The 24397-nt window shown below is 60.0% G+C and carries 22 protein-coding genes; 5 read left to right on the forward strand and 17 right to left on the reverse strand.

What is annotated here, in order from left to right:
• Positions 1–66: 66 nt before the first annotated feature.
• Positions 67–1167, reverse strand: a complete 1101-nt coding sequence (gene mtnA / locus DSCA_RS10775) for an S-methyl-5-thioribose-1-phosphate isomerase (protein WP_155316433.1) — start codon at positions 1165–1167, stop codon at positions 67–69.
• Positions 1168–1365: 198 nt separating this feature from the next.
• Between mtnA and DSCA_RS10780 the strand changes: the two genes are divergently transcribed.
• Positions 1366–1776: a MarR family winged helix-turn-helix transcriptional regulator gene (locus DSCA_RS10780; RefSeq protein ID WP_197904771.1), complete on the forward strand. Its 411-nt coding sequence runs from the start codon at positions 1366–1368 to the stop codon at positions 1774–1776.
• A gap of 63 nt (positions 1777–1839) precedes the next feature.
• The gene (locus DSCA_RS10785) at positions 1840–3444 is read left to right on the forward strand and encodes a VOC family protein (protein WP_167527708.1); all 1605 of its coding nucleotides are present in this window, start codon (positions 1840–1842) and stop codon (positions 3442–3444) included.
• A 111-nt stretch (positions 3445–3555) separates the two neighbouring features.
• Here the strand turns inward: DSCA_RS10785 and DSCA_RS10790 are convergent, their stop codons facing one another.
• The 8 genes from DSCA_RS10790 to DSCA_RS10825 form a co-directional block, all read right to left on the reverse strand.
• The gene (locus tag DSCA_RS10790) at positions 3556–4617 is read right to left on the reverse strand and encodes a glyceraldehyde 3-phosphate dehydrogenase NAD-binding domain-containing protein (protein ID WP_155316436.1); all 1062 of its coding nucleotides are present in this window, start codon (positions 4615–4617) and stop codon (positions 3556–3558) included.
• Between the two features lie 309 nt (positions 4618–4926).
• Positions 4927–6084 carry a sulfate reduction electron transfer complex DsrMKJOP subunit DsrP gene (dsrP, locus tag DSCA_RS10795; RefSeq protein ID WP_155316437.1) on the reverse strand — a complete coding sequence of 386 codons (1158 nt, stop codon included), beginning with the start codon at positions 6082–6084 and terminating at the stop codon, positions 4927–4929.
• A 7-nt stretch (positions 6085–6091) separates the two neighbouring features.
• Complete coding sequence (gene dsrO / locus DSCA_RS10800; protein WP_155316438.1) at positions 6092–6874, reverse strand: sulfate reduction electron transfer complex DsrMKJOP subunit DsrO; 783 nt, start codon at positions 6872–6874, stop codon at positions 6092–6094.
• 3 nt (positions 6875–6877) lie between these two features.
• Complete coding sequence (gene dsrJ, locus DSCA_RS10805; protein WP_155316439.1) at positions 6878–7264, reverse strand: sulfate reduction electron transfer complex DsrMKJOP subunit DsrJ; 387 nt, start codon at positions 7262–7264, stop codon at positions 6878–6880.
• 3 nt (positions 7265–7267) lie between these two features.
• Entirely contained in the window at positions 7268–8890 is a 1623-nt protein-coding gene (gene dsrK / locus DSCA_RS10810) for a sulfate reduction electron transfer complex DsrMKJOP subunit DsrK (protein ID WP_155316440.1), read from the reverse strand.
• 17 nt (positions 8891–8907) lie between these two features.
• Entirely contained in the window at positions 8908–9951 is a 1044-nt protein-coding gene (gene dsrM / locus DSCA_RS10815; protein WP_155316441.1) for a sulfate reduction electron transfer complex DsrMKJOP subunit DsrM, read from the reverse strand.
• Positions 9952–10119: 168 nt separating this feature from the next.
• Positions 10120–10641 carry an RsbRD N-terminal domain-containing protein gene (locus DSCA_RS10820; protein WP_155316442.1) on the reverse strand — a complete coding sequence of 174 codons (522 nt, stop codon included), beginning with the start codon at positions 10639–10641 and terminating at the stop codon, positions 10120–10122.
• Between the two features lie 197 nt (positions 10642–10838).
• Entirely contained in the window at positions 10839–11264 is a 426-nt protein-coding gene (locus tag DSCA_RS10825) for an iron-sulfur cluster assembly scaffold protein (protein ID WP_231716446.1), read from the reverse strand.
• A 165-nt stretch (positions 11265–11429) separates the two neighbouring features.
• Between DSCA_RS10825 and DSCA_RS10830 the strand changes: the two genes are divergently transcribed.
• Positions 11430–11705 carry a DUF166 family protein gene (locus DSCA_RS10830; RefSeq protein WP_167527709.1) on the forward strand — a complete coding sequence of 92 codons (276 nt, stop codon included), beginning with the start codon at positions 11430–11432 and terminating at the stop codon, positions 11703–11705.
• A 688-nt stretch (positions 11706–12393) separates the two neighbouring features.
• Here the strand turns inward: DSCA_RS10830 and DSCA_RS10835 are convergent.
• The 5 genes from DSCA_RS10835 to DSCA_RS10855 all read right to left on the reverse strand — a co-directional run bounded on the left by DSCA_RS10835 (position 12394) and on the right by DSCA_RS10855 (position 17845).
• A complete protein-coding gene (locus DSCA_RS10835; RefSeq protein WP_155316444.1) occupies positions 12394–13509 on the reverse strand; it encodes an aminotransferase class I/II-fold pyridoxal phosphate-dependent enzyme in 1116 nt (371 codons plus the stop codon).
• Between the two features lie 25 nt (positions 13510–13534).
• Entirely contained in the window at positions 13535–15457 is a 1923-nt protein-coding gene (locus DSCA_RS10840) for a YgiQ family radical SAM protein (protein WP_155316445.1), read from the reverse strand.
• 32 nt (positions 15458–15489) lie between these two features.
• Entirely contained in the window at positions 15490–16080 is a 591-nt protein-coding gene (locus tag DSCA_RS10845; protein ID WP_155316446.1) for a choice-of-anchor U domain-containing protein, read from the reverse strand.
• Positions 16081–16398: 318 nt separating this feature from the next.
• Entirely contained in the window at positions 16399–17289 is an 891-nt protein-coding gene (locus DSCA_RS10850) for a 1,4-dihydroxy-2-naphthoate polyprenyltransferase (protein ID WP_155316447.1), read from the reverse strand.
• 70 nt (positions 17290–17359) lie between these two features.
• Positions 17360–17845 (reverse strand): GNAT family N-acetyltransferase, encoded by a 486-nt coding sequence (locus DSCA_RS10855; RefSeq protein ID WP_155316448.1) that lies wholly within the window; start codon positions 17843–17845, stop codon positions 17360–17362.
• A 282-nt stretch (positions 17846–18127) separates the two neighbouring features.
• Between DSCA_RS10855 and DSCA_RS10860 the strand changes: the two genes are divergently transcribed.
• Complete coding sequence (locus tag DSCA_RS10860; protein ID WP_155316449.1) at positions 18128–18955, forward strand: aminotransferase class IV; 828 nt, start codon at positions 18128–18130, stop codon at positions 18953–18955.
• A 190-nt stretch (positions 18956–19145) separates the two neighbouring features.
• Here DSCA_RS10860 and DSCA_RS10865 read toward each other — a convergent pair whose 3' ends face one another.
• Entirely contained in the window at positions 19146–20912 is a 1767-nt protein-coding gene (locus DSCA_RS10865; protein WP_155316450.1) for a GTPase, read from the reverse strand.
• On the reverse strand, positions 20909–22867 hold the full coding sequence (locus DSCA_RS10870; protein WP_155316451.1) for a P-loop NTPase family protein: 1959 nt from the start codon (positions 22865–22867) through the stop codon (positions 20909–20911). The genes DSCA_RS10865 and DSCA_RS10870 overlap by 4 nt, the downstream gene beginning before the upstream one ends.
• A 132-nt stretch (positions 22868–22999) precedes the next feature.
• On the opposite strand from DSCA_RS10870, the gene DSCA_RS10875 reads away from it, so the two are divergent.
• Positions 23000–23251: a hypothetical protein gene (locus DSCA_RS10875; protein WP_155316452.1), complete on the forward strand. Its 252-nt coding sequence runs from the start codon at positions 23000–23002 to the stop codon at positions 23249–23251.
• Between the two features lie 110 nt (positions 23252–23361).
• Here the strand turns inward: DSCA_RS10875 and htpX are convergent, their stop codons facing one another.
• A complete protein-coding gene (htpX, locus tag DSCA_RS10880) occupies positions 23362–24300 on the reverse strand; it encodes a zinc metalloprotease HtpX (protein ID WP_155316453.1) in 939 nt (312 codons plus the stop codon).
• Between the last annotated feature and the right edge of the window lie 97 nt (positions 24301–24397).

The raw sequence follows: 24397 nt of genomic DNA on the forward strand, positions 1-24397 counted from the left end.
GGATGTCAAGGCCATAAGGTAATCACGCTCAAGGGTTCAGCGGGGAAGTCGCCGGTGCCGGTACCGTCAGAACTCCGGAAACAAACCATGGATCTCCGCCTCGCTGGCGCCGCAGACACCTCTTTCGGTGACAAAGCCGGTCACCAGGCGGGCCGGGGTGACGTCAAAGGCGAAATCCGCTGCCGGACTGGATTCAGGAGGCACCAGCACCCGGGTGATCCGGCCGTCGGCCAGGCCCTGAATGTAGCGCACCTCGTCGGGGTTGCGTTCCTCGATGGGAATTTCTTTCACCCCGTCGGTCATGGTCCAGTCGAACGTGGAAGACGGCAGGGCCACGTAAAAAGGGATGCCGTTGTCCCGGGCAGCCAGGGCCTTGAGATAGGTGCCGATCTTGTTGGCCACGTCGCCCGTATGGGTGGAGCGATCGGTCCCCACGATCACCATGTCCACCCGGCCGTGCTGCATGAGATGGCCCCCGGCGTTGTCCGTTATCACCGTGTGGGGCACCCCGTGCTTGCCCAGTTCCCATGCGGTCAGGCGTGCCCCCTGGTTGAGCGGCCGGGTTTCGTCCACCCAGACGTGCAGATCCACGCCCCGGTTGAAAGCCTCGTAGATCGGTGCCGTGGCCGTGCCGTATTCGATGCAGGCCAGCCAGCCGGCATTGCAGTGGGTCAGAATGTTGACCGTCGCCCCGTTTTTCTCGCGGCTGACGGACGTGATGAGATCGGCACCGTGTACGCCGAGTCGCCGGCAGTTCTCCGCCTCCTCCTCGGCAATGGCCGCGGCTTCGTTGCGGGCGACGTCGATGCGATCCGCCGCGGTGCCGGCGGCCATCACTTTTTCAAGCACCCGGTCCACCCCCCAGGCCAGGTTGACGGCCGTGGGCCGGGCGGCCTTGAGCCGAAGGCATTCCTGCCGGATGAATGCCGGGCCATCGCCGGCGGCGTCCCCCTTCATGGCCGCAATCATCACCCCGTATGCGCCGGTGACGCCGATGAGCGGGGCGCCACGCACGAACATCTCCCGAATGGCATGAATGACCGCATCAACGCTGGTCAGGTCGGCCACCACGAAACGGTGGGGCAGTTGGCGCTGATCGATCACCTTTACTGTCTTTTGATCGGCATCCAGCCAGATGGGCCGGGTCTGCTTTCCGTCGACAATCATATTGAAATCCCTCAAGATTATTATTACGGGAACGCCAGGGCGTTTGGGCGTGTACGGTCCACGATTACCACAAATCCTAACGATTGAAAAGAAAAGCAGGCCCCGGCGGGGGGATGTTTCGCGAGGAGGCATTTATCTTGACATCAAGATTATTTTCCTTACCTTTCCGTCATGGAAACCGGATCGCACATACGGCTCGTGCTGTGGAAAGCGGCCAAAGCGGTGGACCGGGTGGACCGGGACAGCATCCGCGAAACCGGCTTGAGCCTTTCGGATTTCACCATCATGGAAGCGCTCTTGCACAAGGGCCCCCTTCCCATCAATCGGATTGGCGAAAAGGTGCTGCTCAGCAGCGGATCCATGACAGCTGCCGTCAACCGCCTGGAAGGGGCGGGTCTCGTCCGGCGGACCCAGGACCCGTCCGACGGCCGGCGCTACCTGGTTCATCTGACCCAGAACGGCCGCCGCATCGCTGCCGGGGCATACCGCCGGCACGCGCAACGGCTTGAAAAAGCCGCCGAAGCCCTGACCGCTGAAGAACGAACCCAGCTTGTGCGCCTGCTTAAAAAACTGGGCAACCATGCACAGCGAATCACCGTGGGTTCTTGATCGTTAACCGGCGGACTTGATGGACAGGCTAAAGCAACAAGCGCTTAAGAATAAGGAATGAAAATGAATACACCCAACGGAAACCACCCTATCAGCGGCATTCACCATATCACCGCCGTGGCCGCATCGGCCGCGGAAAATTATCGTTTTTACACCCGGGTGCTGGGATTGCGGCTGGTCAAAAAAACGGTCAATTTCGACGATCCGTACACCTATCACCTCTATTACGGCAACGAAACCGGACGGCCCGGCACCATTCTGACTTTTTTCCCCTGGGAGCAGGCGGCTCCGGGAACACCCGGGTCCGGCATGGTGTCGGCCATCGCGTTTGCCGTTCCCCGGCGGTCCATGGGTCTCTGGCGCCAACGACTGGGTAAAGCCGGCATCGCCGTGCAGACCAGCGAGCGATTCGGGGAACCGGTGGTCCGCTTCAAGGATCCCCACGGCCTGCCCCTGGAACTCATCGGAACGCCGGCACGTGCCGGCATGATCGGGCAGGAACCACATCAGGACACGGCGATCACCGGATTTCACTCCGCCACCATGCTGCTCACCCGTATCGACGCCACCCGGTCCATCCTCGTTGAGGGCATGGGCATGACGCCCGTAAAGCAGGAGGGCGGCCGGTATCGTTTCAGCATGGCCGATCCCGCCGCCCCGGGCCACCTGCTGGACGTGCAGGTGGATCCATCCGCCCCGCCTGGCCGGCCCGGCGGGGGCACCGTTCACCATATCGCCTTTCGAACGCGGGACAGCCGGGAACAGCAGGCATGGCGGCAGCGGCTTGGGCAGCGGGGACTTTCCGTCACCGATGTCCGGGACCGAAAATATTTCCAGTCCATCTACTTCAGCGAACCGGGCGGGGTGCTTTTCGAGATTGCCACCGATCCGCCGGGATTTGCCGTTGACGAAGAACCCCGTCAGCTGGGCAGGGCCCTGAAGCTGCCGGTCCGGTACGAACCCTTGCGCCAACGGATCGAAGCCCGGCTGCCGCCGTTGCCGTTACCTGATTTAAGGCATGTCTACCTGCCCCCGCCACCGGGAGCGGACGACGGAAAAATCATTGTCGCCCTGCACGGTACCGGCGGCAGCGAGCACGACCTGATACCCGTCGTCCGGCAGGTCAGCCCATCGGCGCCGGTCATCAGCCTCCGGGGGCCTGTGCTCGAAAACGGCATGCCCCGGTTCTTCAAAAGAGTGGCCGAGGGCGTGTTTGATGAAGCCGATGTTCGTCGCAACAGCCACCACCTCAGCGAGTTTTTAGCTGACGCCTCAGTTCGGTACGGCCAGGCGGCCAACCGTCGCCTGGCACTGGGCTATTCCAATGGCGCCAACATGGCCGCGGCCATCATGCTGCTGCGGCCGGACGTATTTTCCGGTGCCATCCTGTTCCGCCCGATGATGCCCCTGAAAATGGCGCGGTTGCCGGATCTGACCTGCAAACCAATTTTCATCGCAACGGGGCAGTTCGACCGGGTGATCCCTTCGGCGGAGACCCGCCGTTTGGTGGATGCTTTAAAAAAGGCAGGTGCAAGGGTAACGGTGGTGGATACGGCCGCCGGCCATGAACTCACGGCAACGGACGTTGAGGCGGCGCGGGCATGGCTGGCCGGCGGGCCCGGGCAAGAATGCCCCCGGCCCCGTTCCCCGAAAAAAAGGGCCGCCTGAGGTCGATGGCAGGCGGTTTCCGGCCCCTGACCATGGGCACCATAAGTCATGCGGGGGTGGCGGATGGCCACCTTCCGCCAACCGACAGGAGGCATGGATCGTAAACCCCGGTCAATCGTCCCCATCTGAAGGCCGCCCGGAGCGCCCATCGGATCTGGCCATCACGGCGGCCGTCGTATCCAGCATCCGGTTGGCAAACCCCCACTCGTTGTCACACCAGACCAGCAGTTTAGCCAGGTCATGGCCGCTCGAACGGGTCTGGGTGCCGTCGACAATACACGAATGGGGGTCGTGATTAAAATCGACCGATGCCAGGGGAATGTCACAATAGTCCATGATGCCGGCCATCCGGCCCTGTGCGGCCTCCTCCAGCACCCGGTTGATCCGGTCGACCGACGCGTTCCTTTTCAGACGCACGTTCAGGTCCATGGCCGTCACGTTCTGGGTTGGCACCCGAATCGCCGTGGTCTGGAAACAGCCTTCGAACCGGGGCAGAATCCGTTCTATCCCCCTGGACAGGCGGGTATCCACCGGCACCATGGATGGACCGGCGGCACGGCACAGGCGCAGGTCCTGGTGACAGCGATCGATCACCGGCTGGTCATTCATCGCCGAATGAATGGTGGTGATGTTCCCGCAGGCAATCCCGAAAGCCCGGTCCAGGGCCACAATGACGGGCAGGATGCAGTTGGAGGTGCACGAGGCGTTGGACAGGATCTTCTCGCTGCCGGTCAGTTCATGGTGATTGACACCGAAAACCACCGTCGCATCCACCAGAGGATCGGCCGGGTTTGAAATCAGTACCTTCCCCGCGCCGGCATCCAGGTGCACCTGGGCCCCCGCCCTGTTTTTGATTTGTCCTGTACATTCCAATACAACGTCGACCGCCAGTTCGGCCCAAATCAGCGGCAGCGGCGCTTCATGCCTCAACAGTTGAATGCGGTCATCCGCCACGTGCAGACCGGTTTCTTTCAATTGGACCGGAAGCCCGAAACGACCATGGGTGGAATCGAAGCGGGTCAGATGTGCAATGGTCTCCGGAAGGGCCAGATCATTGATGGCAACGATCTCAACGGGCCATCGGCGGTACTCGTACACGGCACGCAGGATGCTCCTTCCAATGCGGCCGTAGCCGTTTATCGCGCAGCGAATGGGTTTTCGGGAAAGTGGCATGGGATCTCATTTCGATAGGGGAAAACATACGGGCAATCTGATTTCTCGCGCCATGGGAATCACATGGACCCAAGAAGACGTAATTGTACAGGAATAAAACGGCACAGACGCATTGTTCTGTTGCGCTGATGGAAAAACCGTCTCCCCCGCGGCCATGGGAAAAGGAGTTATGCAGATCGCATCATCGGTTCAGGCAAACCCGTCGGGTCAGGACTATGGCCATGATCGTCCGATTGACGGCAAAAACTAAAAAAAATGGCGGGGGAAACCTCCCCGCCATTCTTAATTTTAAATGCAGCGCTGCTGCGATCAGCTGTGGACCTCTTCCTTGACACCGACAGCCATTTTGTAAAGGACGGTCAGCACAAGCGCGCCGATCGCATAAACGCCCAGTGTAATGCCGAGTTCCGGCATGGTGGGCGCGTATTCGTTGACCTCGTGCATCGGGTTGGGTACGAAACCGCCTGAAATCATGCCCAGGCCCTTGTCGATCCAGGTTCCCATGATGATCACGAAACAGGCGACCATCAGGGACGTTTCGTTCTTGCGCGTCGCCGGGGTAACGGTGAGCACGATGCCGATGGTCATGAGGATCATCGAGGCCCACATAAAGGGTACCAGTGCACCGTGGCCGTGCAGGCCCACGAACAGGTACTTGAGGTGGGTGGTGTGGCCCGGGATGTTGCTGTAAAAGGCCACGAAGACCTCACACAGGAAGAAAAACACGTTGATGCAGATGGCATAGGCCACGGTCTTGGCCAGCGCCTGAATCTGCTCCTTACCCGGGTCGAAATTGGTGAACCGGCGGATAAACAGGCACAGCAGGATCAGCAGCGCCGGTCCGGCGGCGAAAGCCGATGCCAGGAACCGGGGTGCCAATACGGCGGTGAGCCAGAAGTGACGTCCGGGCAGGCCGCAGTACAGGTAAGCGGTCACCGTATGAATACTCACCGCCCATGGGATGGAGATATAAATCAGCGGCTTCACCCAGTTCTGATAGTGGACCCCGTTGCGCTCGGCCTCGAGGACGTTCCAGCCGATCACGACATTCAGGAACAGGTAGCCGTTGAGCACGATGGCATCGTAGAACAACACGCTGTTGGGGGTCGGGTAGATCAAAACGTTGAGCGCCCGCATGGGCTGCCCCAGGTCAACCAGGATGAACAGCAGGCACATGACGATGGAAGCGATGGCCAGAAACTCACCGAGGATGGTGATCTTGCCATAGGCCTTGTAATCATGCAGATAGTAGGGCAGTACCACCATCACGCCCCCGGCGGCCACACCGACGAGGTAGGTGAAGTTGGCGATGTAAAACCCCCAGGAGACGTCCCGGCTCATGCCGGTGATACCGAGACCGAACTTGAGTTGCATCAGGTAGAGCCCGAAGCCGGCACCGATCACACCCAGCAGGACGACCAGCCATCCCCAGTACCATTTATTTCCTTTTACGGCTAATTCAAGCATGCTCACCTCACACGATGTAGTAGACGGACGGCTCTGTTCCCAGGGTCTGTTTCCGCCTGATGGTGTAGTTTTCCTTCAACACTTTCCGGACCTCCGAATGCTCATCGTACAAATCGCCGAATACGATGGCGCCGTTGGAGGCCTCTACACAGGCGGGCATTTTGCCGACGGCCAGCCGCTCTGCGCAAAAGTTGCATTTTTCAACCACACCCTTCATGCGGGTGGGGAATTCCTTGTTGTCGTCTTCGATGAACGGCCGCGGGTCCCTGAAATTGAAACTGCGGGCACCGAAGGGACAGGCCGCCATGCAGAAGCGGCAGCCGATGCAGCGGTGAAAATCCATCATGACAATGCCGTTGTCGTTCTTGAAGGTTGCCTGGGTGGGGCAGGCACGCACGCAGGGCGGATTTTCGCAGTGATTGCACAGCAGCAGAAACGGCCGGTGCTCCACCTCTTCATTGAGAAATTCGTTGGTCTTATCGGTAAATGCGTTATGGTAGTGCGCATCCCAGATCCACTTGATCTCGTGGTTCTTGTTTTCAATGGCCGTGGGAATATTATGGATTTTGTTGCAGGCATCGATGATGGGTTCCAGGTCTTCGGCCGTTTGAAGCTTGCGGGTGTCGATGACCATGGCCCATTGTTTGGCATCCAGGGAATCTTCTCCCTTGGCCAAGCGGTAGCCGGCTCCTGCGCCTTCCGCAGCGAAGGCATCGAGAACGGGTTTGGCCCCAAGACCCAGCGCGGAAACGCCAGCTATCTGAAGAAAGCGTCTTCTGCTGTTTTTCATACCTTATTCTCCTTTTGGATTATCTATGTGGCAATCCCAGCAATAGGGCCTTACGGACGCGTAATCGTGGCACCGGTCACAGAACTTCTCTTTGTTGGAATGGCAGTCCAGACAAGTGTTGGAGAGGCTCATGTCAAAAAGCTTGCCTTCGGGGTTGACGAACGCCCGCTCCGCGTTTCTGACCACGTTGTGCCGCCACACGTCCAGCAGCTGCATATGCTCCGCTTTCATGTATTCGGTGGGCATGACGCAGACCTTGGCGGCCTTGGCTTTCGCGGTCAGCTCCAGCTCCGGCGCCGGTGCGGCTTTGCCCATGTTGAACCAGAAGGGTAAGGTGATGACGGCAATAAAAATAACCAGTCCCGCGAGAATCTTATTTTTGTCCTTCATCGGCTACTCCTCCATTCCCGGCAGCGGTTCGCCGCGCAAGTCGGTTTCTCTTTCCTTCTCACCGGGCATGATCAGGGCATTGGCCACCAGTTCGTGAAGCCCCGTGACCTCGACCTCAGGCACCCAGTACTCCATGGATGCGGGCAGCGCCGCGCGGTCGATCGCGCAGACACAGGCCAGCATGTTCACCCCGAATTCCTCGTGAACATACTTCACCGCGTTGGCCCGCGGAAAGCCGCCGGCCATTCTCAGCTCCATATTTTCACCGGCATTGAGGCCGGCGCCGCTTCCGCAGCAGAACGTCTGCTCCCGGATGGTGTTGGCCGGCATCTCGAAAAAGTTGTTGGCCACGTTTTGGATCACATAGCGGGGCTCGTCGAGCAGGCCCATGCCCCGGGCGGGGTTGCAGGAGTCATGGAAGGTAATGATCTTGTTGTCGTTTCGGCGGGGATCCAGGTCCAGCTTGCCGTGTTTGATCAGGTCGGCGGTAAACTCGGCGATGTGGACCATTTTGGTGGAGCTGGCATTTTCGAACACGGTGCCGGTGATGGGGTTGACCGGCGTTTCCAGAAAGTCCGCCGGGCCGTTCATGGTGTCCATGTACTGGGAAATAACCCGCCACATGTGCCCGCATTCGCCGCCCAGGATCCATTTGACGCCCAGTCGTTTGGCCTCGGCGTACATCTTGGAGTTGAGCCGTTTCATGGTTTCGTGGGAGGTGAAGAAACCGAAGTTTCCGCCCTCCGAGGCGTAGGTGCTCCAGGTGATCCGCAGGCCGTATTTTTCCTTCAGGTAGTGGAACAGGAGCATGTAGCCCATGCAGGTGTACGTGCCCGGGTCGGCGAACACATCGCCCGACGGTGTAATGAAAAGGATGTCGGCGCCCTTTTCCATGTACGGGGGTTCCACCTGGATGCCCGTGATGTCCTCAATGTCTTCGACGAAGAAGTCCAGCATGTCCTTGAAGGCGTGGGGCTGAATTCCCAGGTGGTTGCCGGTGCGGTAGCAGTTGGCCACCGGTGTGGCGATCCAGTCGATGTTCAGGCCGAGGAGGTTCAACAGCTCCCGGCCCATGATGGTGATTTCGGCCGTATCGATGCCATAGGGGCAAAATACCGAGCATCGCCGGCATTCGGTGCACTGGAACAGGTAGTACCACCACTCTTTGAGCACATCCAGGGTCATCGGCCGGGCACCGCCCAGGCGGCCGAGGATTTTGCCGGCGGTGGTAAAGTCGTTGCGGTAGACGCTTCTAAGCAGCTCTGCCCGCAGTACCGGCATATTCTTGGGATCGCCGGTGCCGATGAAAAAATGGCACTTGTCGGCGCAGGCGCCGCAGCGCACACAGATGTCCATGAACACCTTGAAGGACCGGAACTTGTCCAGCCGTTCACGGAACCCCTCGTGAATGATCTCTTTCCAGTTTTCCGGAAGTTTCCAGTCGTCTTCCAGCGGGTTCCAGGCCCGCGCATTGGGAAGGCTCAGGGTCTCGACGCTCTTGGGGTTGGCTGCGTAGCAATACATCCCCTTGCGGATATCCACCGGCGTGTCCATCCAACCGGCGCCGGACGGACGATGACCTATCTGTGACAATAGTTCATCGGGTTTGATCAACTCATCTGCCATTATCTGCTCCTTTTTCCTTAAGCCTGTTCTTCTGGCATTTTAACGACCGGCAGGCCGGCTTCGACCATTTTCTCTCTGAAATCGTCTTCGTATTCTTCATAGGTGTGAACCTTGACCGGATGGTTCCAGGGGTTCACGTGCCGGACCTGCCGGGTGTTGCCGGTCATGTTCCGGGTGGGACTGAGGAAAACCCCGCCCAGGTGCATCAATTTGCTGAACGGGAAGTAGGCCAGAAGGACGCTGACCAGAAACATGTGGGCGAAGAACAGGCCACCGACGCCCTCGGGAATGGTCGGCCGGAAGGTCACCAGCCCCATGGTCAATTCCTTGATGGCAGTGATATCCACTTTGGCAACGTAGCGCATGAAGATGCCGGAAAGAGCAATGCCAATGATCAGAAACAATGGGAAGAAATCAGCCGCCAGGGAGATGTAGCGCACCTGGGGAATGAACACCCGGCGCAGAAAGAGGTAAAGGGCGGCGGCCAGGAGCACCAGCCCGGACATGTAAACCCCTGGCAGGCCGGCCTGGATGACATCGTACAGCACTTCGACGCGCATGAAACCGTCCACCTGCTCCAGAAGGGTGACGAAAAACGGCACCGGCTCGAGGAAAAAGCGCAGGTGCCGCACGACCACCGTAAAGAAAGCGTAGTGGAAGGCCAGGGCGCCGACCCACAGAAAAATTTCCAGCTGATAGGTCAACCGGGTGCCGCCGTTCAGCCGCATGCGCGTGTTGCGGAACAGGGACCGGAAACAGACGATCTCGAGAAACATCCGGATGATGACGCTGAAGGTGGATGACGGGTTGTCGATCTTGGCCTGTTTGAACCAGGGCAGTGAATACTGCTGCCCGCAGGTGGTGGTGATCCTGAACGGCACCGCCGAACGGGCCCAGCCCATCACGCGACGAGCAAAACCGACAACGAACAGGATGACCGCCAGATAGGGCACAATGATGCCGAAGACCATCTGCATGCCCGCCCCCTGCTCGGTGCCCACATAGGCGATCAGGAACAGCACGATAACCGCTATGAGGCTAATCATGTAATTTTTATTCATCGAACCGCACCTCACTCCTTGGCGCCGGGCAGATCGGAATGCACCGCAACCGCCCTCCCGTAGCCGTGCCGGTGCCAGTGATGATACCGGAGACTCCCGGAAAAGAGGGGTCGGGGCCAATCCAGAGCCGCAGCCGGATGCCTGAATCGAAAGGTTATAAGGGAAGTTTCAGAAACCGGGCCCGTCTGCCTCGGCTTCAACAATCAATCCTGCTCGCTTCAACGAACCGAAAAACTGATTTCTGGATTCGGTTGCCTTGAGTTCATATATTTTTTCCCGACAGGCCACGTAGATATCGAAGGCCGCCATGGCCATCTCGTCGATCTGCCGGTCCAGACCACCCATATCCAGATCCGCGTCAGAACCCCGGCCAGGCAGATGCTTCCGGATGATTTGCTTCAGGGAAAAAACAAAGCTGGTGGCCATGGAAGGGGTAAAGGTCTGAACGGCCCGAATTCTCAGGATGGGATCCAGGGCGGATGCCATCGCATCCCGCCCGGCACCCGTGGCCAGCGCGTCAAGCAGCGCATCGAGGCTCTGGTAGGTGGCCTTCCCGACCGGGTTGGCAAATGGATCTTTCTGTCCTTTGAGGAACCGTGCCGTGTCGGCCGGATAGGAGTCGACAGTGGTCTGAAACCAGCTTTTGAGGATCTCCTGTTTTTTTGCTGCCAGTGATTGTGTCAAACTCATCTACGGTCTCACCCTGATGGCTCCCGCAAAACAACGTACGGGAACGATATTTCCATTTCAATTTTTCAGTTCGGATTTTAACACTGGGAAAATTGTGCAACAGCTGGAAACCAGCCGATTTCAAAGTCGAACCTATAGTCAACTTACCCATTTCTGTCAAGGACAAATAAGGTGCCGTGCCGCCGGGGCGAAGGCAGTCAGCGGTATGGTTTTTTCCAGGGGGATCGCCGGTTCTCCCGGGCATCGGCCAGGGCCAGATACAAGGTGCCCACCGCCAGTTCGGCACAGTGGAAATGGTCCTGGGGCAATGATTCCAGAAAGCCGGCCACCTGCTCCGGGGTAATTTCCCAGGCGGCATCCATCCCCTTGCCTTCGACCAGCGACACGATGGCATTGCAGCAGGCATTGGTGTTCAGGCAGCCGTCGATATCGTAAGCCAGGGTGCCTATGGCATCTCGGTCGAGTTTCATGAAAAACTCGACCGTATCACCGCAGTCACCGGTTTTCTTGCCGTATCCGTCCGGTTTGTCCAGCCGCTCCCGGCGATCGTTGCGAAAGGCCATTTCCAGAAATGTCAGGGAGTGGTCCTGCCAGAAGTCCGTGGTGTCCTTTTTCATATCCATTACGATAGTCTCCTTTACCCCGAATTCGCCGCTGCATCAAACCCGACGATCGTTGTTCGGCAAAATGGTGGCGGATCATAAAAGCCGGTGCCGGATTTGTCAACACGGGTTGTGGTGACCCCCTTAACCAACTGCTTTATTTACCTATTTAATTCCGCATCACCTTTGACCAGCCGATGCGCCGGTGATCCCGAATTCGAGGTGACCGTAAAGGAAGGAAAAGTCAGCGACGTCGCCGTTCCTCGCGCCCCCCCCTGCAGGGCCACCCGGGAGGCGGCAAGGCGTGTAAAGGGATACAGCATCAAAGAGGCACCGGTGCGCATCGGGCTGGACACCCGGTTTTTCTGTACGGCCGATGCGTCCAACGGGGTCCTTATCCGGGGAGAAAGCCGGTCCACCTGGGAGGCGGTCTGCATGACCCGGCGCTGGCGGCGGCCCTGAAAAAAGCACGACAAGAGACCGGCAATTAGCAGCACGGCAGGATCAATGGCGGCCGATCCTTACCGACGAACAGCCCGGTAGTTGCAATTGAAGAACGTGTCCGTATTGATCAGATACCGGCAGGACCCGACCCGCACAAAGGGCCAGGCAAACAGGAGTGAGTCACCGCCAAAATCGATGTCTCAGCCAAAAAAAGCCATCGGCAGGAAAAGGTCTCATTCATCCGGCACGGCAGGGCAATGCCCCCTCAAACCAATCGCGATTTTGCTCTGCGGTCCAGACCCGAGCGCCGATCTTCGCCGGATCGGCGTTCGGGGAGATAACCATTGTAAGAATATAAGCGGCGATCATCTTCTATCCGTCGCCCGCCATTATCGATAAGCATCATTTTTTCCGTTATCATCACTTCAGCTGCGTACATTTATTTCCCTGTTCATCCTTGTCGGAAGCGCCCGATCAGGAAGGTTTTCCTCATTTCGCTGAACGATGCGAATTCTTCATTCCAAGAAGCAATAAACATACCGATAAACGACGACGGAGACTATTACAACGGTTTCAAAACCTTACCGATCAGGTCCGTTTTCATCCCGAGGGTGAGTGGTAAAATAGGCCACAATTTATAGGAATTATTTTTCACAGCGGGCCTTGATTTCCCACTGGGTCCTCCGTTGGGCAGGACAAGGGGGGCTCAAGCATTCCGGGAGGCGAGAAATTGTTCCAGTGCCTTCAGGGCATCGGGCATGCTGCGGCGGCCGAATCCGATACGGAAGTGGTTGCCGTCATGCCCGTAAAGTCCGCCGGGCAACAGGAGGACCCCCGCTCGGCTGACCAGTTCATGACAAAAGGGTTCCACCTCGCTGCCGGTCAGGCGCACGAATCCAATCGGCCCGGCCGTGGGACGCACCCAGGAAAAAACATCCGCGTGCCGCTGGAAAAAATCGTCCATGAGGGCCAGATTGGCCGCAATGACATCCAGGTTGCGCCGGATCAGCCGGTGGCGATGGCGCAGGGCGACCTCGGCAAGAAACTCGCTGGGTCCGCTGTTGCAGATGGTGGTATAATCCTTTAATGCCGCCATCCGGTCGGCGATACCGGCATTGCGGGTGGCCACCCAGCCGATTCGCAGGCCCGGCAGGCCGTATGTTTTTGACATGACGCCCAGGGACACCGCCCGTTCAGCGAGGTCGCAGGCAGACGGCAGACGGTCGGCGGCCGCATATTCCGATTCCCGGTATACCTCATCGGAAAAAAGCAGGATGCCCCGCCGGTCCAGCATCCGGTTCAGCCGGCCGAACGCGTCACGGGGCATGAGCCATCCGGTGGGATTGTGCGGGGTGTTGATGATCACGGCCCGCGTCCCGGGCCTCAGTAGCCCGGCCAGATCGTCCGGGTCAAGGGCCCAGCCCTGGTCTTCCCTGGCCTGCCAGAAAGTGACGTCGCATCCCATGCTTCGGGCCACCTCGTGCAGGGATTGATAGCAGGGCCAGTGAACGATCACGTGGTCCCCGGGGCTGAGCGCCGCCTGCATGAACAGGAAAATGGCCTCCTCGGCACCGCTGTGCACCAGTACCTGTTCCGGCGTGATGGTATCGTAGAGACCGCTGATGGCCTGCCTGAGCGCAGGTGCGCCCCTGGACTCGGTGTAGCCCAGCCAGAGGCGTTCCAGGGCGTCCCCTGCACCCGATTCGAGGGCGAGAAGATCTCTGACCGCCACCGATTCACAGTCTGAGCAGCACAACAGATGGCGCACGTCGAATTCGTATCGGGCAAAGTAGCGTTCAAGCTTGAAAGGTGGCAGCGTCATGTTTTGTTCCTTTGCTGGGGCCATGTCAACGGCGGCGTTTTCGCCGGGCCGCAGGGCCTGCCCTTCCGGATCGCCGTCCCCCCGACGGCCTTGCGGAAGGTGATGTCCCGGCGGATTTACCCGCATTGGCAACACCGCTGCGGGAGATTCGCCGGGGCGGTTTTCCGGCGACGGCCTTGACAAAAACCGGCGCCAGGTGTTCGGATTTCAGTTTCTTGAGGGCATCGCGGATCAGCTGCCGGTTGGAGGGATTGCGGTACTGAACCAGGGCCCGCTGCATCTTTCGCTCCCGAAACGTTTTGGCCACGTAAACCGGTTTGCCGGTATGGGGGTGGATTTCCGTGTGATACATGGTGCCGGAAAGCGTCAGCGGCAGGGGGATGAAATCCTGGACCTGCTCGGGGTGCATTCCCCGTTTGATCAGGTATAGCGCCATCTCCAGAGCATCTTTCAGCGTTGCGCCGGGATGCGCGCTGATAAAGTAGTTCACCAGGTAGCGCCGCGAGGGCAGGCGCTTGCCGATGCGGTTGAATTGACCGACAAAGGCCTCGTAAATCCCTATGGGCGGTTTGCCCATGGCATCGAGCACCGGCTTGCAGATGTGCTCCGGCGCCACCTTCATGCGTCCGCTGACGTGATATCGGCAAAGCTCTTCGAGACAGGCATCGGCCCCGCTGCCACCGAAGAGGTCGTGACGGAACCCGCTGCCGATAAAGGCATGCCTGACCTCCGGTATGGCCCGGATGCGCCGGTACAGGGGCAGGCTCCTGCCGTAGCCGGGATCGAGGCTGGGGCAGACCTCCGGCGCCATACAGCGCCGATTGCGGCAAAACCCTTTTTTGGCCCATCGCGGGCAATCGGCCCCGTAAAGGTTGGCCGTTGGCCCCCCCATATCCGATATGGTGCCCCGAAAGGCCGGATCACGGGCCAGCCGGGTCGCCTCCCGAACAATGGAATCGGCACTGCGGCTCTGGACCATGCGCCCCTGATGAAAATACAGCGAACAGAAATTGCACTCACCGCTGCACCCCCGATGGGTGACCAGGCTGTGCCGCACCGTTTCCAGGCCCTGCACGCCGCCGGCGGCATCGTGGTCCGGATGCCAGGCCCGCTGGTAGCCGAGCTCGTAGATGCGGTCCAACGCGACCTGGGAAAGGGGCATGGGGGGCGGATAGACCACCGCAAAACGGTCGCCGTGGGCCTGGACCACCGGCCGGGCAGTGACGGGGTTCTGCTCCCGGTAGAACAGGGCGAAGGCCCGGTTGAACTGCTCGCGGCTGTCGGCGACCACCTCGCAGGAGGGAAGGGTGACGGCGTCGCCCAAAAAAGCCGGGTCCTTGCGGATGACCGCCGTTCCCGGAATATGATCCAGCCTGTCGATCGCTTCCCCGGCCGACAGCCGGCGGGCGATCTCCACGATCTGGAGCTCCCCCATGCCGTAGACCAGCATGTCGGCCCGGGCGTCGAAAAGAATGGAGCGCCGCACGCGGTTGTCCCAATAATCGTAGTGTGCCAGGCGGCGCGTGCTGGCTTCGATACCGCCGACCACCACCGGCACATCCTTGAAGGCCTGGCGCACGCGGTTGGCATAGACGATCAGCGCCCGGTCGGGACGCATGCCGGTCTTGCCGCCCGGCGAATAGTCGTCCTTTTTGCGTGGCCGCTTGTTGGCCGTGTAGTTGGCCACCATGGAGTCCACGTTGCCCGAGGTGATTCCGAAAAACAGCCTCGGTTTTCCCAGGCGTTTGAAATCCGCGTCCGTGCGCCAGCCGGGCTGGGCGATGACGCCGACGCGGTATCCGTGCGATTCCAGCACCCGGCCGATCAGCGCCACCCCGTAGGCCGGGTGGTCCACGTAGGCGTCCCCGGTGATCAGGATGATATCGAGCCGGTCCCACCCGCGTTGTCGCAGGTCCGATTGAGATACCGGCAAAAATTCGCAAGTCATGGCAATCCGTTTCGTTTTCGTCGGACGCCATCTTACGCAAGAGTTGGGCAAAAGACAACGGTCTGGATGCTTAAGGTTGTGGCCCTTGAAAGACGGTCCGTATAAAACAGCCTCAGCCGCCGCCCGATGACGCCGATGAGGCGTCTTCTGCGGGGAGCCTCTCCCGTCCCCAACGGGTCCACGATCATCCCGTTGGCCACCCCGTCGTCATCCCCCTGTCCTCCGTCCGTCAGTTTGATGGCAAGGCAGGACAAATCGTCGCTGATGCTGGTACAGGCGGTGCAGTGGTAACAGCCGGTTGCCGTGTCGTACTTGCAGATGATGGCATCGTCATCCGGGGACGACGGGTCGAAGAAAAGCCGGACGGTGGTTCCGGCGAGGCCCTCCAACCGGACGGTGTCATGATCCCCGGCCGCCGCCACGGCGGCCCGCAGGGACCCGGCGCCGCTGTCGTTGGTGTTCGTAACGTCGATAAAGGCGATGCTTCTTTCCAGGGTGGTGTTCTGCAGGGCCACCTTACAGGTCTTGGATTCACAGCAATTGATGGTTGCATTGCCGATGACCCCGGCCTCGGTCCAAAGGGGTGACGCCAGCAGCAGGATCGCAGGGAAAATCCGACCCACCTGCGGAACGTATATTCTCCATAGTGTTCATCCAGAAATAGGCAAATTGGGTCGAGATCTCCCGCTGGAAACCAGACGGGACAGGAACGCGCGCGAAAAATTTTACCGCCCCGTATAGATCACGGGATGTCCCACAGGCATATGGCTGATATTCCGAGGATAAAATTTTGAGCGCAACGCAGATATCGGACCAATTGGCCATTTATGGATGGGCACTCCCTAATGAAGGCCTGGAACGGTTACGACCCCTTAACACGCTCCCACCTGTATGTCGATAAAAGGCCCCATCGATCCTCTCCTGTAATCTGTGAACGCTGATCAGTCCATCAACACCCCGACAGCGAAGAGCAGCCCCAAAACAAGCAAATTTCGAGACGTTTCCCCGATCAGGACGTTCAATGCCCGGCCTTTCCAGATGGCGCACATTTTTCTCCAGGAACGGTAATGGAAGAAAAGGTAAAACAGGGGCAATATGGCGCCCCGGACCGATTCTTCCACAAAAACAAGGCACAGCAGGCAGGCCAGGATCCCGTTGGCCAGATAAAACCACGTTCCGAACGGCCGGCCGAACAGGACGATCGTGGTGTGTTTACCGCAGGCCCTGTCGTTATCGTAATCGCGAAAATTGTTGACGATCAGGATATTGACGGCGGGCAAGCCGACAATGAATCCGGCCACGAAAACCAGGGGGTTGAAAAATCCTGCCTGAACATAAAAAGAGAAGACCACCGCGACCAGCCCGAAAAAGATGAGCACGAACAGGTCCCCCAGGCCGTGGTACGCCAAGGGCCACGGGCCGGCGGTATAGGCCAGCAGCGACACCACGCAGACAGCCCCCACGAGAATCATTGCCCATCCGCCATAATAGATCAGGCCGGACCCGAACAGGCAGGCCAGGCCGATGACCACGAAGGTGCCGGCAAGCATCGATTCAGGGGGGATCCAACCCGAGGCCACGGCGCGGGCCGGACCGAGACGGGCCTCGTTGTCCGTTTGCTTGGCAAAATCGAAATAATCGTTGCTGAAATTGGAAGCGATCTGGGACAGCAGCGCAAACAGCAGGCAAAGCACTGCCGGCAGGGGCTTGAATTGCCCGAAATGAACTGCCAGGGCGGAGGCCACGATCACCGGCACCGATCCGGCGGCCAGTGTTTTTGGCCGGGCCGCCAGCACCCAGGCGTTGACAGAATTGACCTGCACGCGATTCATCGGGATACCTGAAATTGTTCTCCGCGTTCGGGGTTGAGGGTGCCCTGGTTACCGCCCACTGGTCACTGATTCACAGTTTTTTCGCAAAAAACAGGGCCCCGCCCGCATCTTCCGTATAGGTCACCCGTGCAAAACCGGCCGCCGCGTATACCTTCAGGGCCCGGTGGTTGTTTTCCAGCACTTCCAGGGTGACCTTGCAGCAGCCCATCTCTCGCGCCCTGCGCTCGACCGCCGCCAATAACCGGCGGCCGACACCGCTGCCCCGCCGGCCGGGAAGAACAGCCAGGTCGTGAACGTTGATCAGGGGCCGGGCAGCGAAGGTGGAAAACCCCACAAAACACACGGCGATGCCGATGGCCGCGCCGTTGGCGTATGCAATGAAAATAAGCGTGGTCGGATGGCTCTTCAATCCCGGAATCAATTTGTCTTTGACATCCTTCGGCAGGGAACCGCCGTTGCCCATGGGATCCATGGCATAGGCATCGATAAGATCGAGCACCGCCTGCTGGTGTTCGCTGCTGTCCAGGTCCGCCTCTAAAATGGTCACCGCTTCCATTAACCTGTCACCCTCCATTTGGCCAATTGAAAAAGTCGCGCATTCATAGCCTGATTAGAGCGGCCTGTCAAAACAACCGTTGAGCACGGCCGGCGGCGTGCCCGACGACGGGGGGCCGCATTTTCTCCGGTTGCAGGGAAAGGGTCCTGAAAAATCATGCCGCCACGTCTCCATGGGGACGCGTTCGACTTTGGATCTTATCCCTTGAGCCCCATGGATCGATGGTGTATCAGGGGCGTTAGACAACGGCACTGCTCCACCCACAACCATCAGGAGGATTTTGTGGCGATCTACTATATTGACGGTGAATTCGTGCCGGCTGAACGGGCGGTCATTCCCGTTGACGACCTGGCCATCCTGCGCGGCATCGGCGTATTCGACCTGCTTAGAACCTACAACGGGGAACCCTATTTTCTGGATGCCCACATCGACCGGCTGGAAGCCTCGGCACAAAAAATCGGGCTCGCCCTGCCCTGGTCCCACGAAGATATCGCCGCGGTGGTAGAGGAAACGCTGGCGAAAAATGATATACCCGAATCCAATATCCGCATCGTCGTCACCGGCGGATCCAGCACCGACTTCATGACCCCGTCGGGCAGTCCCCGCCTGCTGGTGCTGGTATCACCGATCCCGCAACTCCCCGCCTTCTGGTACACCGACGGGGTCAAGATCATTTCCTGGGAGGTGGAACGCCCCATTCCCGGCGCCAAGAGCATCGATTATATCTCCGCCAGCCTGGCGCTGAAAAAAGCCGCCGCCGAAGGTGCCGTCGAAGCCCTGTACATCGACCGAAACGGCCTGGCTTTAGAGTGCACCACATCCAACATCTTTGCCTTCATCGACAACACCCTGGTAACTCCGGGCCGAGGCATCCTGTCGGGTGTGACCCGCAAGGTCGTGCTGGAATTGGCGGAACAACGGTTTTCCATCGACGTCCGGGACATATCCCGCAGGGAACTGCTGGCCGCGGATGAAATATTCATTACCGGGACCAGCAAGGGGGTGGTACCGGTGGTTCAGGTCGATGACAGGGTCATCTCCGACGGGCGACCGGGTCGACATACCCGGGAACTGATGGCCATGATGAAGCGCCATACGGAGAATAAATAATTGACGGATTGGGGAATTTAAAGAGCCCCAATCCCTTAGTTTCCCGAAGCCCTTGGTGCCCTCTCAAAGCAGCCTCTCCGACGGATCCGTAAAAAAGCCGGGGCCAAGGCTTGCGAATCCCGAGGGATGAGTCTTACCTACTGCACTCCGCAGTAACGAGGGATAAAGCGTAACACAGGTATCGGCTTTTTTACGAATCCGTCAATCCCTGAATCGTTTTCACCTGCTTCCAGACCGGGCTTTCCGACAAGCTGTCCTGATCGTCAACCGCCTCACGGACCTGCGCGAAAACGCGTTCGACCAGCCGTTCCTTTCCCGCCGCCAGGCGAATAACGCCCTGCAGCAGAAAGAAACTGAGCAACAGGACGAGAGCAATCGTCCAGAAGGCGTGCAGGAAAAAATCACCGGAAAGAATCGTTCCTGAAAAAAAGTTCACCGCCGTCAGCCAGCCCGCATAGCCCAGCACGCCCAGCACCGGAAGGTTGAAGACCAGCTGCAGCAGTCCGCCGCTCAGCCGCCGGCCGGACCGCGACAGTTCATCCTCCAGGGCCTCATTCCAGACCTGGGCCAGATGCTGTCCGATTTCCTCGCCGTGACCCGGGGCACGCCGGACCTCGCGGACCGTGGGGGAAAACCGTGCGGCGATCAAGGTTTCGGCGATATCGGGCCACCTGCTGGCAATGGACTTGTCGTAGCGGTTCAGGGCAACGCCGGCCCCGGCGCCGCGATCGGCCGCATCCGTGGATTTTTTTGAGCCGGCATAATGCCTGATGGCGGAAACGGCCCCGGCCATCTGGCGCACCGGGTTGCCGAACCGCAGCAGTGAGGCGAGGCCGGTACCGAATACCAGGATCCGGGCCCATACCGCCACCAGCCACCCCACGGGGCCCAGCCATCGCTGGGCCAGCTGCTGGTAAAGCCGGACGTTGATCCCGTGCGCCAGGGAGGCGCCATTGCCCCGGAAGGCGTCGGCCGCCTGCCGCATGGCATCGGCTTCAGAGGCCGCCATCTGCCGGGAGGCCGCATCCAGATGGGCTTTCTCCTTTCGCGCTTCGCTGCGAACGGATTCTTCGAGGTAGGTACTCAGGTTGCGGGCGTTCTCCAGCCGCCGGTCAACCGAGTACCCGGACCGATTGAAGGTGTCGACGATCAGCTGCCGCAGCTGGTCGAATTGGTCGCGGCCATGCTTGGGCAGGGTTGCAGGGTCCCAGGCGGGATCATCGAGCTGGCTTCTGGCGGAGACACACAGAACCGCTGCCGGTTCGGTCGACCAGGCGTCGCGAATATAACGGTCGAATTCCGGCAAGATGGTGTCGGTGAGTTCGGATTCCGCCAGCCGGTCGCATTTGTTGACCACCACCACCAGGCTCTCGCCGCTGAACAGACGCACGTAAGGGGCCAGAAAATCCGTATGGTCCCGGCGCCTGGGATTCTCCCCGTCGAACACGCAGACGAGCACGTCGGACAGGGTGATGGCCTGGTGAATGACAGGGATATGGCGATCCTGGTGGGTGCTGTCCGTATCCGGGGTGTCAATGAGAATGATGTTTTCCAGGGCCTCGGCCGAGGCACTGGTGCGGACCAGGATGTTTTCAGGCCCCAACCGGTCCACCAGTTGGCCGGCATCGGCCGTTTGCCGGCAAAAAGCCAGCACACGCCGGGTGGTCGGTCGGCGGTGGCCGGCCGGTGAGAGGGCGTCCCCTCCGGCCAGGGCGTTGAGGAGGGTGGACTTGCCCGAGCCGCATGGGCCCACCAGGGTGACCACCAGTTTGCGGTCGAAACGTTCGGCCAGCCGGTCCAGCATGAGAAGGGCCTCGTCGCAGGTTTTCTGCAGGCCGGCGGCAGGACGCCACAGGGGGATGCCGGCCAGCGATTGGGCCAGCGCCCGGATGTCCGACTTTACGGTTTCCACCTCTGCCATGGCCCGGAGCCGGGTCGTCTGTGCGTCCATCATCATGTTTTCTCCAGCGCCCGGCCACAGTGCTCCAGGCTTTTGGCCATTGACGCAATCCGGCGGGCAGCAGTGTCGAGCGCGTCCCGGCCCTGTTGCAGCAAGGATCCGGTAATCATCTCTTCAAACAGCGCGGCGATGGCCGTCAGCTTGTATGTGAGCCAGGCCCGGGCCACCGGGCCCAGCAATGCTTCCAGCTGTCTGAGGTCGGCTTTTTTCATACCCGCAGTGGCCGGGATGGCCACCAGGGCATACAGGTCGTTGAGTCCGAAAAGGCCGGCCAGCTTCACCTTCATCCCCACGGCCCCCACGGGGTCCCCGGTGTGCAGGACATAGGTCACGGCGGCGGTGGCGGGAATGATGTTGAGCAGGGCGGAAAAAGTCTGCCGGATCTGATCGAAGGTCGTCAACCGTTCACGCTGCTCGCCGACCAGCCGCTGAAGGTCGGATTCCAGCTGGCGGGTAAGACCCAGCAGGGCCTCCTGCCGACCCAGCATATCCTCTGCGGCAGCCGACCAGTTCCGGCTGCGAAGCGCCTCCTGGGCGTCCTTCAGGACGGGATGATGGGGAACGCGAAAGGTAACCATGCCCGCATCGGTCCGATGCACGGACACACCGGTTTTTCCCCCCAGGTGCCGGACGGCCTGGCCCAGCGATGCGGCCGCGGGATCGCTTTCCGGCAATTCAAGCACAACCGCCGGGTCAACCGCCGCCTGACGAAGGCGGCCGGCCGCCCTGACCAGATCGGCTTCCATCGCCGCCGCGGTTTCGCCGCCGGTCGGCACCGGGTCCGGGTTCGCCCTAGTGCCGCCGATCCATTTGGCGGCCCGCATCAGCAGACGCACCGGGGTCTCCACCACCCGACCGGTCCGGCGCATGATCTTGACATGGACCGGATCGGTTTCCTGCCAGATCTCCGAAAAACGACGAACCACCGCGTCCATGGGCAGATGCCCCAGCGCGTCCCGGACGCAGCGCTGCTGGACCGCACCCAGACTCTCCAGGTAAAGCGACAGGTGGTCGACTGACGCCCGGGCATCATGCAGGAAGCCCTGTCCCTGCCGGACGACATCGCTGAACAGGGACCGATGAAGATCGCCTCTCACCTGTCGGGGATCCATTTGCGCCAACGCATCCATGAGGCCGGGCCGTCCTGGATCAAGCGGCACGAGGGTCATGGGCCGCTGTCCGGCGGCCACCCGGTTGTCTTCCCCGGCCCGGTAGACGCCCAGAACATGTTGCGGCGACCGGTTGCCATACAGGTTCCGGGCCACCGTTGCGGCATGCTCCATTACTTCCTTATCGGTGAAATCGGGATAGGCCCGGTAGACCAGAAAGCATTTGCGCGTGCCGACGGCGGTAAGCATACGGGCGATGAAATCGGTGTTGTCGCGGTTGTTGTAATTGGCGTTGGTGAAGATGTAAACGAGCACGTCGGCCGCCTGAAGGGACCGTTCGGCCATCTCCCGGTTCTGGTAGCTTCCACCCGAACCGGTGTCGAAGTCGGGGGTGTCCACCAGGGCCAGGTCCTTCGGCAGGCCGCCGCCGTAATGAAGCAGCGGGTCACCGGGGGTGGTGAGCTGATCCATTCGTTCCATCTGCTGCGGCGGACAGCCAAAAGGGTCGAAAAGGGCCTCGGCGATACCGGGGGTATGCCGGTGGGCGGCACTGATCGACACGAGCATGCGACGGTTGATGCCGGCCCGGCCACCGGTGGGGGAAACGGTTTCACCGGCAAGCGTGTTGAACAGGGTTGACTTTCCCGACGAGCCGCCGCCGCAGATGGCCGCCACCAGCGGGAAACCGGGCATCAACCGGGGAAGCAGGCGGGTTTCCACGGACTGTTTCCAGCCTTCGATGGCCGATCGTCGATCCAGGGCCATCAACTCGGCCAGGGCCGCGGCATCGTCCTTGAGCGTACGCACAGCGCCCAGGGTGTCTTCGTCGTATAGCGGATCCACCTGGAAACAGCCTCCTTTCTACGGAACCCCGCGTCACACGTACAACGGTGATGAAACGGTTGACAAGTCGCGGGTGACGCCCATCTTAATGGAACCACCAACGCGTCGTAACACAGCGATCGGAGTGACACGATGGCCTGGATCAACGTTCCGGGTCTGGCCGGCAGGGTATACTTACCCGACGATGCCGGCCAGGTCCCTAAAAAACACCCGTGCATGGCGTGCTTTTCCTGCCAGTGGTGCGACGAGAACCGCTGCCGGGTGTGCCGGGACGGCCGGAACGAAGAGGCAAACCCCATCGACCCCGCTTCCAAGGGCTGCTGCGACCGCAAACAAGGAGCCTGCCCGTCAAATCTCAAATCACAAGCACCAAATTTCAAATAAATTCCAAATTACAACTTCCAAAATCCAAAAAACGCCCGTACTTATTTGGAATTTGTCTATTGTGATTTACTGTTTTCCTTCCACCTTCAGCCTAACTCCCTGCAGCTTATTCACCTCAACTTATCCCAAAACGCCCTGCCGGCCGACTCCTGCCGGTTTCCGCCCGGAGGCGGCGGCGGTGCCGACGGACCGCCGCTCCGGGGGCGCGTTCCCCGCAGCCGGCTGATGCGTTCCTCCACCGGCGGATGCGTGGAGAACAGGCTCTGCAGGCTTTTGCCGGACAAGGGGTTGACGATGAACATGTGCGCCGTTGAGGGATTGGCGTCCATGGGAATCCGCCGGGAGTAGGCCCCCAGCTTTTCAAGGGCCCTGGCCAGCCCTTCCGGACTGCCGGCGATCTGCGCACCGGTGGCGTCCGCCAGGTATTCACGGGAGCGGGACACGGCCATCTGGATAATCATGGCCGCCATGGGAGCAACGATGGACATGGCAATCATGCCGATGGTTCCCATACCGCCGCCGTTGTCATCATCCCGGTTCATGCCCCCGAAAATCGCCGACCAGCGTGCCATGGATGCGAGCATCATGATGGCCCCGGCCATGGTGGCGGCAATCGTACCGATCAGAATATCCCGGTTCTTCACATGGGCCAGTTCATGGGCCAGCACCCCCATGACCTCCTGCCGGTTCATGAGTGACAGCAGCCCCTGGGTGACCGCCACGACGGCGTTGTCCGGGTTTCGCCCCGTGGCAAAAGCATTGGGCGCCTCTTTGGGAATGATGTACACCTTGGGCATGGGCAGGCCGGCCTGACGGGAAAGGGTCTGCACCATCTCGAAAAGGTCAGGGGCCTGCTGCGGCGTCGCCTCCCGCGCCTGGTACATTTTCAGGACGATCTTGTCCGAATACCAGTAGCTGAAAAAGTTCATCCCTGCTGCCAGCACCAGCGCAATGATCATCCCCTGACGCCCGCCCAGCAAGTTTCCCACGACCATGATGAAAGCCGTCATGATCGCCAGCAAAAGGGTTGTTTTGAGCTGATTGCCCATCGCTATCTTCTCCTTTTTCCCAAGAACGTTTCGGTTTCACCAACCTGCCCCGCTATGGGTTCTCTCACGAGTGAACAAATATAACGCTGATTCCTGC

Origin of the sequence: Desulfosarcina alkanivorans (genome assembly GCF_009688945.1) — a bacterium.
In the GTDB taxonomy this organism is placed as follows: domain Bacteria; phylum Desulfobacterota; class Desulfobacteria; order Desulfobacterales; family Desulfosarcinaceae; genus Desulfosarcina; species Desulfosarcina alkanivorans.

Coding starts and splice junctions, on each gene's coding strand:
- mtnA (WP_155316433.1), bottom strand. CDS start 1,167: ATGATTGTCGACGGAAAGCAGACCCGGCCCATCTGGCTGGATGCCGAT.
- DSCA_RS10785 (WP_167527708.1), top strand. CDS start 1,840: ATGAATACACCCAACGGAAACCACCCTATCAGCGGCATTCACCATATC.
- DSCA_RS10790 (WP_155316436.1), bottom strand. CDS start 4,617: ATGCCACTTTCCCGAAAACCCATTCGCTGCGCGATAAACGGCTACGGC.
- dsrP (WP_155316437.1), bottom strand. CDS start 6,084: ATGCTTGAATTAGCCGTAAAAGGAAATAAATGGTACTGGGGATGGCTG.
- dsrO (WP_155316438.1), bottom strand. CDS start 6,874: ATGAAAAACAGCAGAAGACGCTTTCTTCAGATAGCTGGCGTTTCCGCG.
- dsrJ (WP_155316439.1), bottom strand. CDS start 7,264: ATGAAGGACAAAAATAAGATTCTCGCGGGACTGGTTATTTTTATTGCC.
- dsrK (WP_155316440.1), bottom strand. CDS start 8,890: ATGGCAGATGAGTTGATCAAACCCGATGAACTATTGTCACAGATAGGT.
- dsrM (WP_155316441.1), bottom strand. CDS start 9,951: ATGAATAAAAATTACATGATTAGCCTCATAGCGGTTATCGTGCTGTTC.
- DSCA_RS10820 (WP_155316442.1), bottom strand. CDS start 10,641: ATGAGTTTGACACAATCACTGGCAGCAAAAAAACAGGAGATCCTCAAA.
- DSCA_RS10825 (WP_231716446.1), bottom strand. CDS start 11,264: ATGGATATGAAAAAGGACACCACGGACTTCTGGCAGGACCACTCCCTG.
- DSCA_RS10835 (WP_155316444.1), bottom strand. CDS start 13,509: ATGACGCTGCCACCTTTCAAGCTTGAACGCTACTTTGCCCGATACGAA.
- DSCA_RS10840 (WP_155316445.1), bottom strand. CDS start 15,457: ATGACTTGCGAATTTTTGCCGGTATCTCAATCGGACCTGCGACAACGC.
- DSCA_RS10850 (WP_155316447.1), bottom strand. CDS start 17,289: ATGAATCGCGTGCAGGTCAATTCTGTCAACGCCTGGGTGCTGGCGGCC.
- DSCA_RS10855 (WP_155316448.1), bottom strand. CDS start 17,845: ATGGAAGCGGTGACCATTTTAGAGGCGGACCTGGACAGCAGCGAACAC.
- DSCA_RS10865 (WP_155316450.1), bottom strand. CDS start 20,912: ATGATGATGGACGCACAGACGACCCGGCTCCGGGCCATGGCAGAGGTG.
- DSCA_RS10875 (WP_155316452.1), top strand. CDS start 23,000: ATGGCCTGGATCAACGTTCCGGGTCTGGCCGGCAGGGTATACTTACCC.
- htpX (WP_155316453.1), bottom strand. CDS start 24,300: ATGGGCAATCAGCTCAAAACAACCCTTTTGCTGGCGATCATGACGGCT.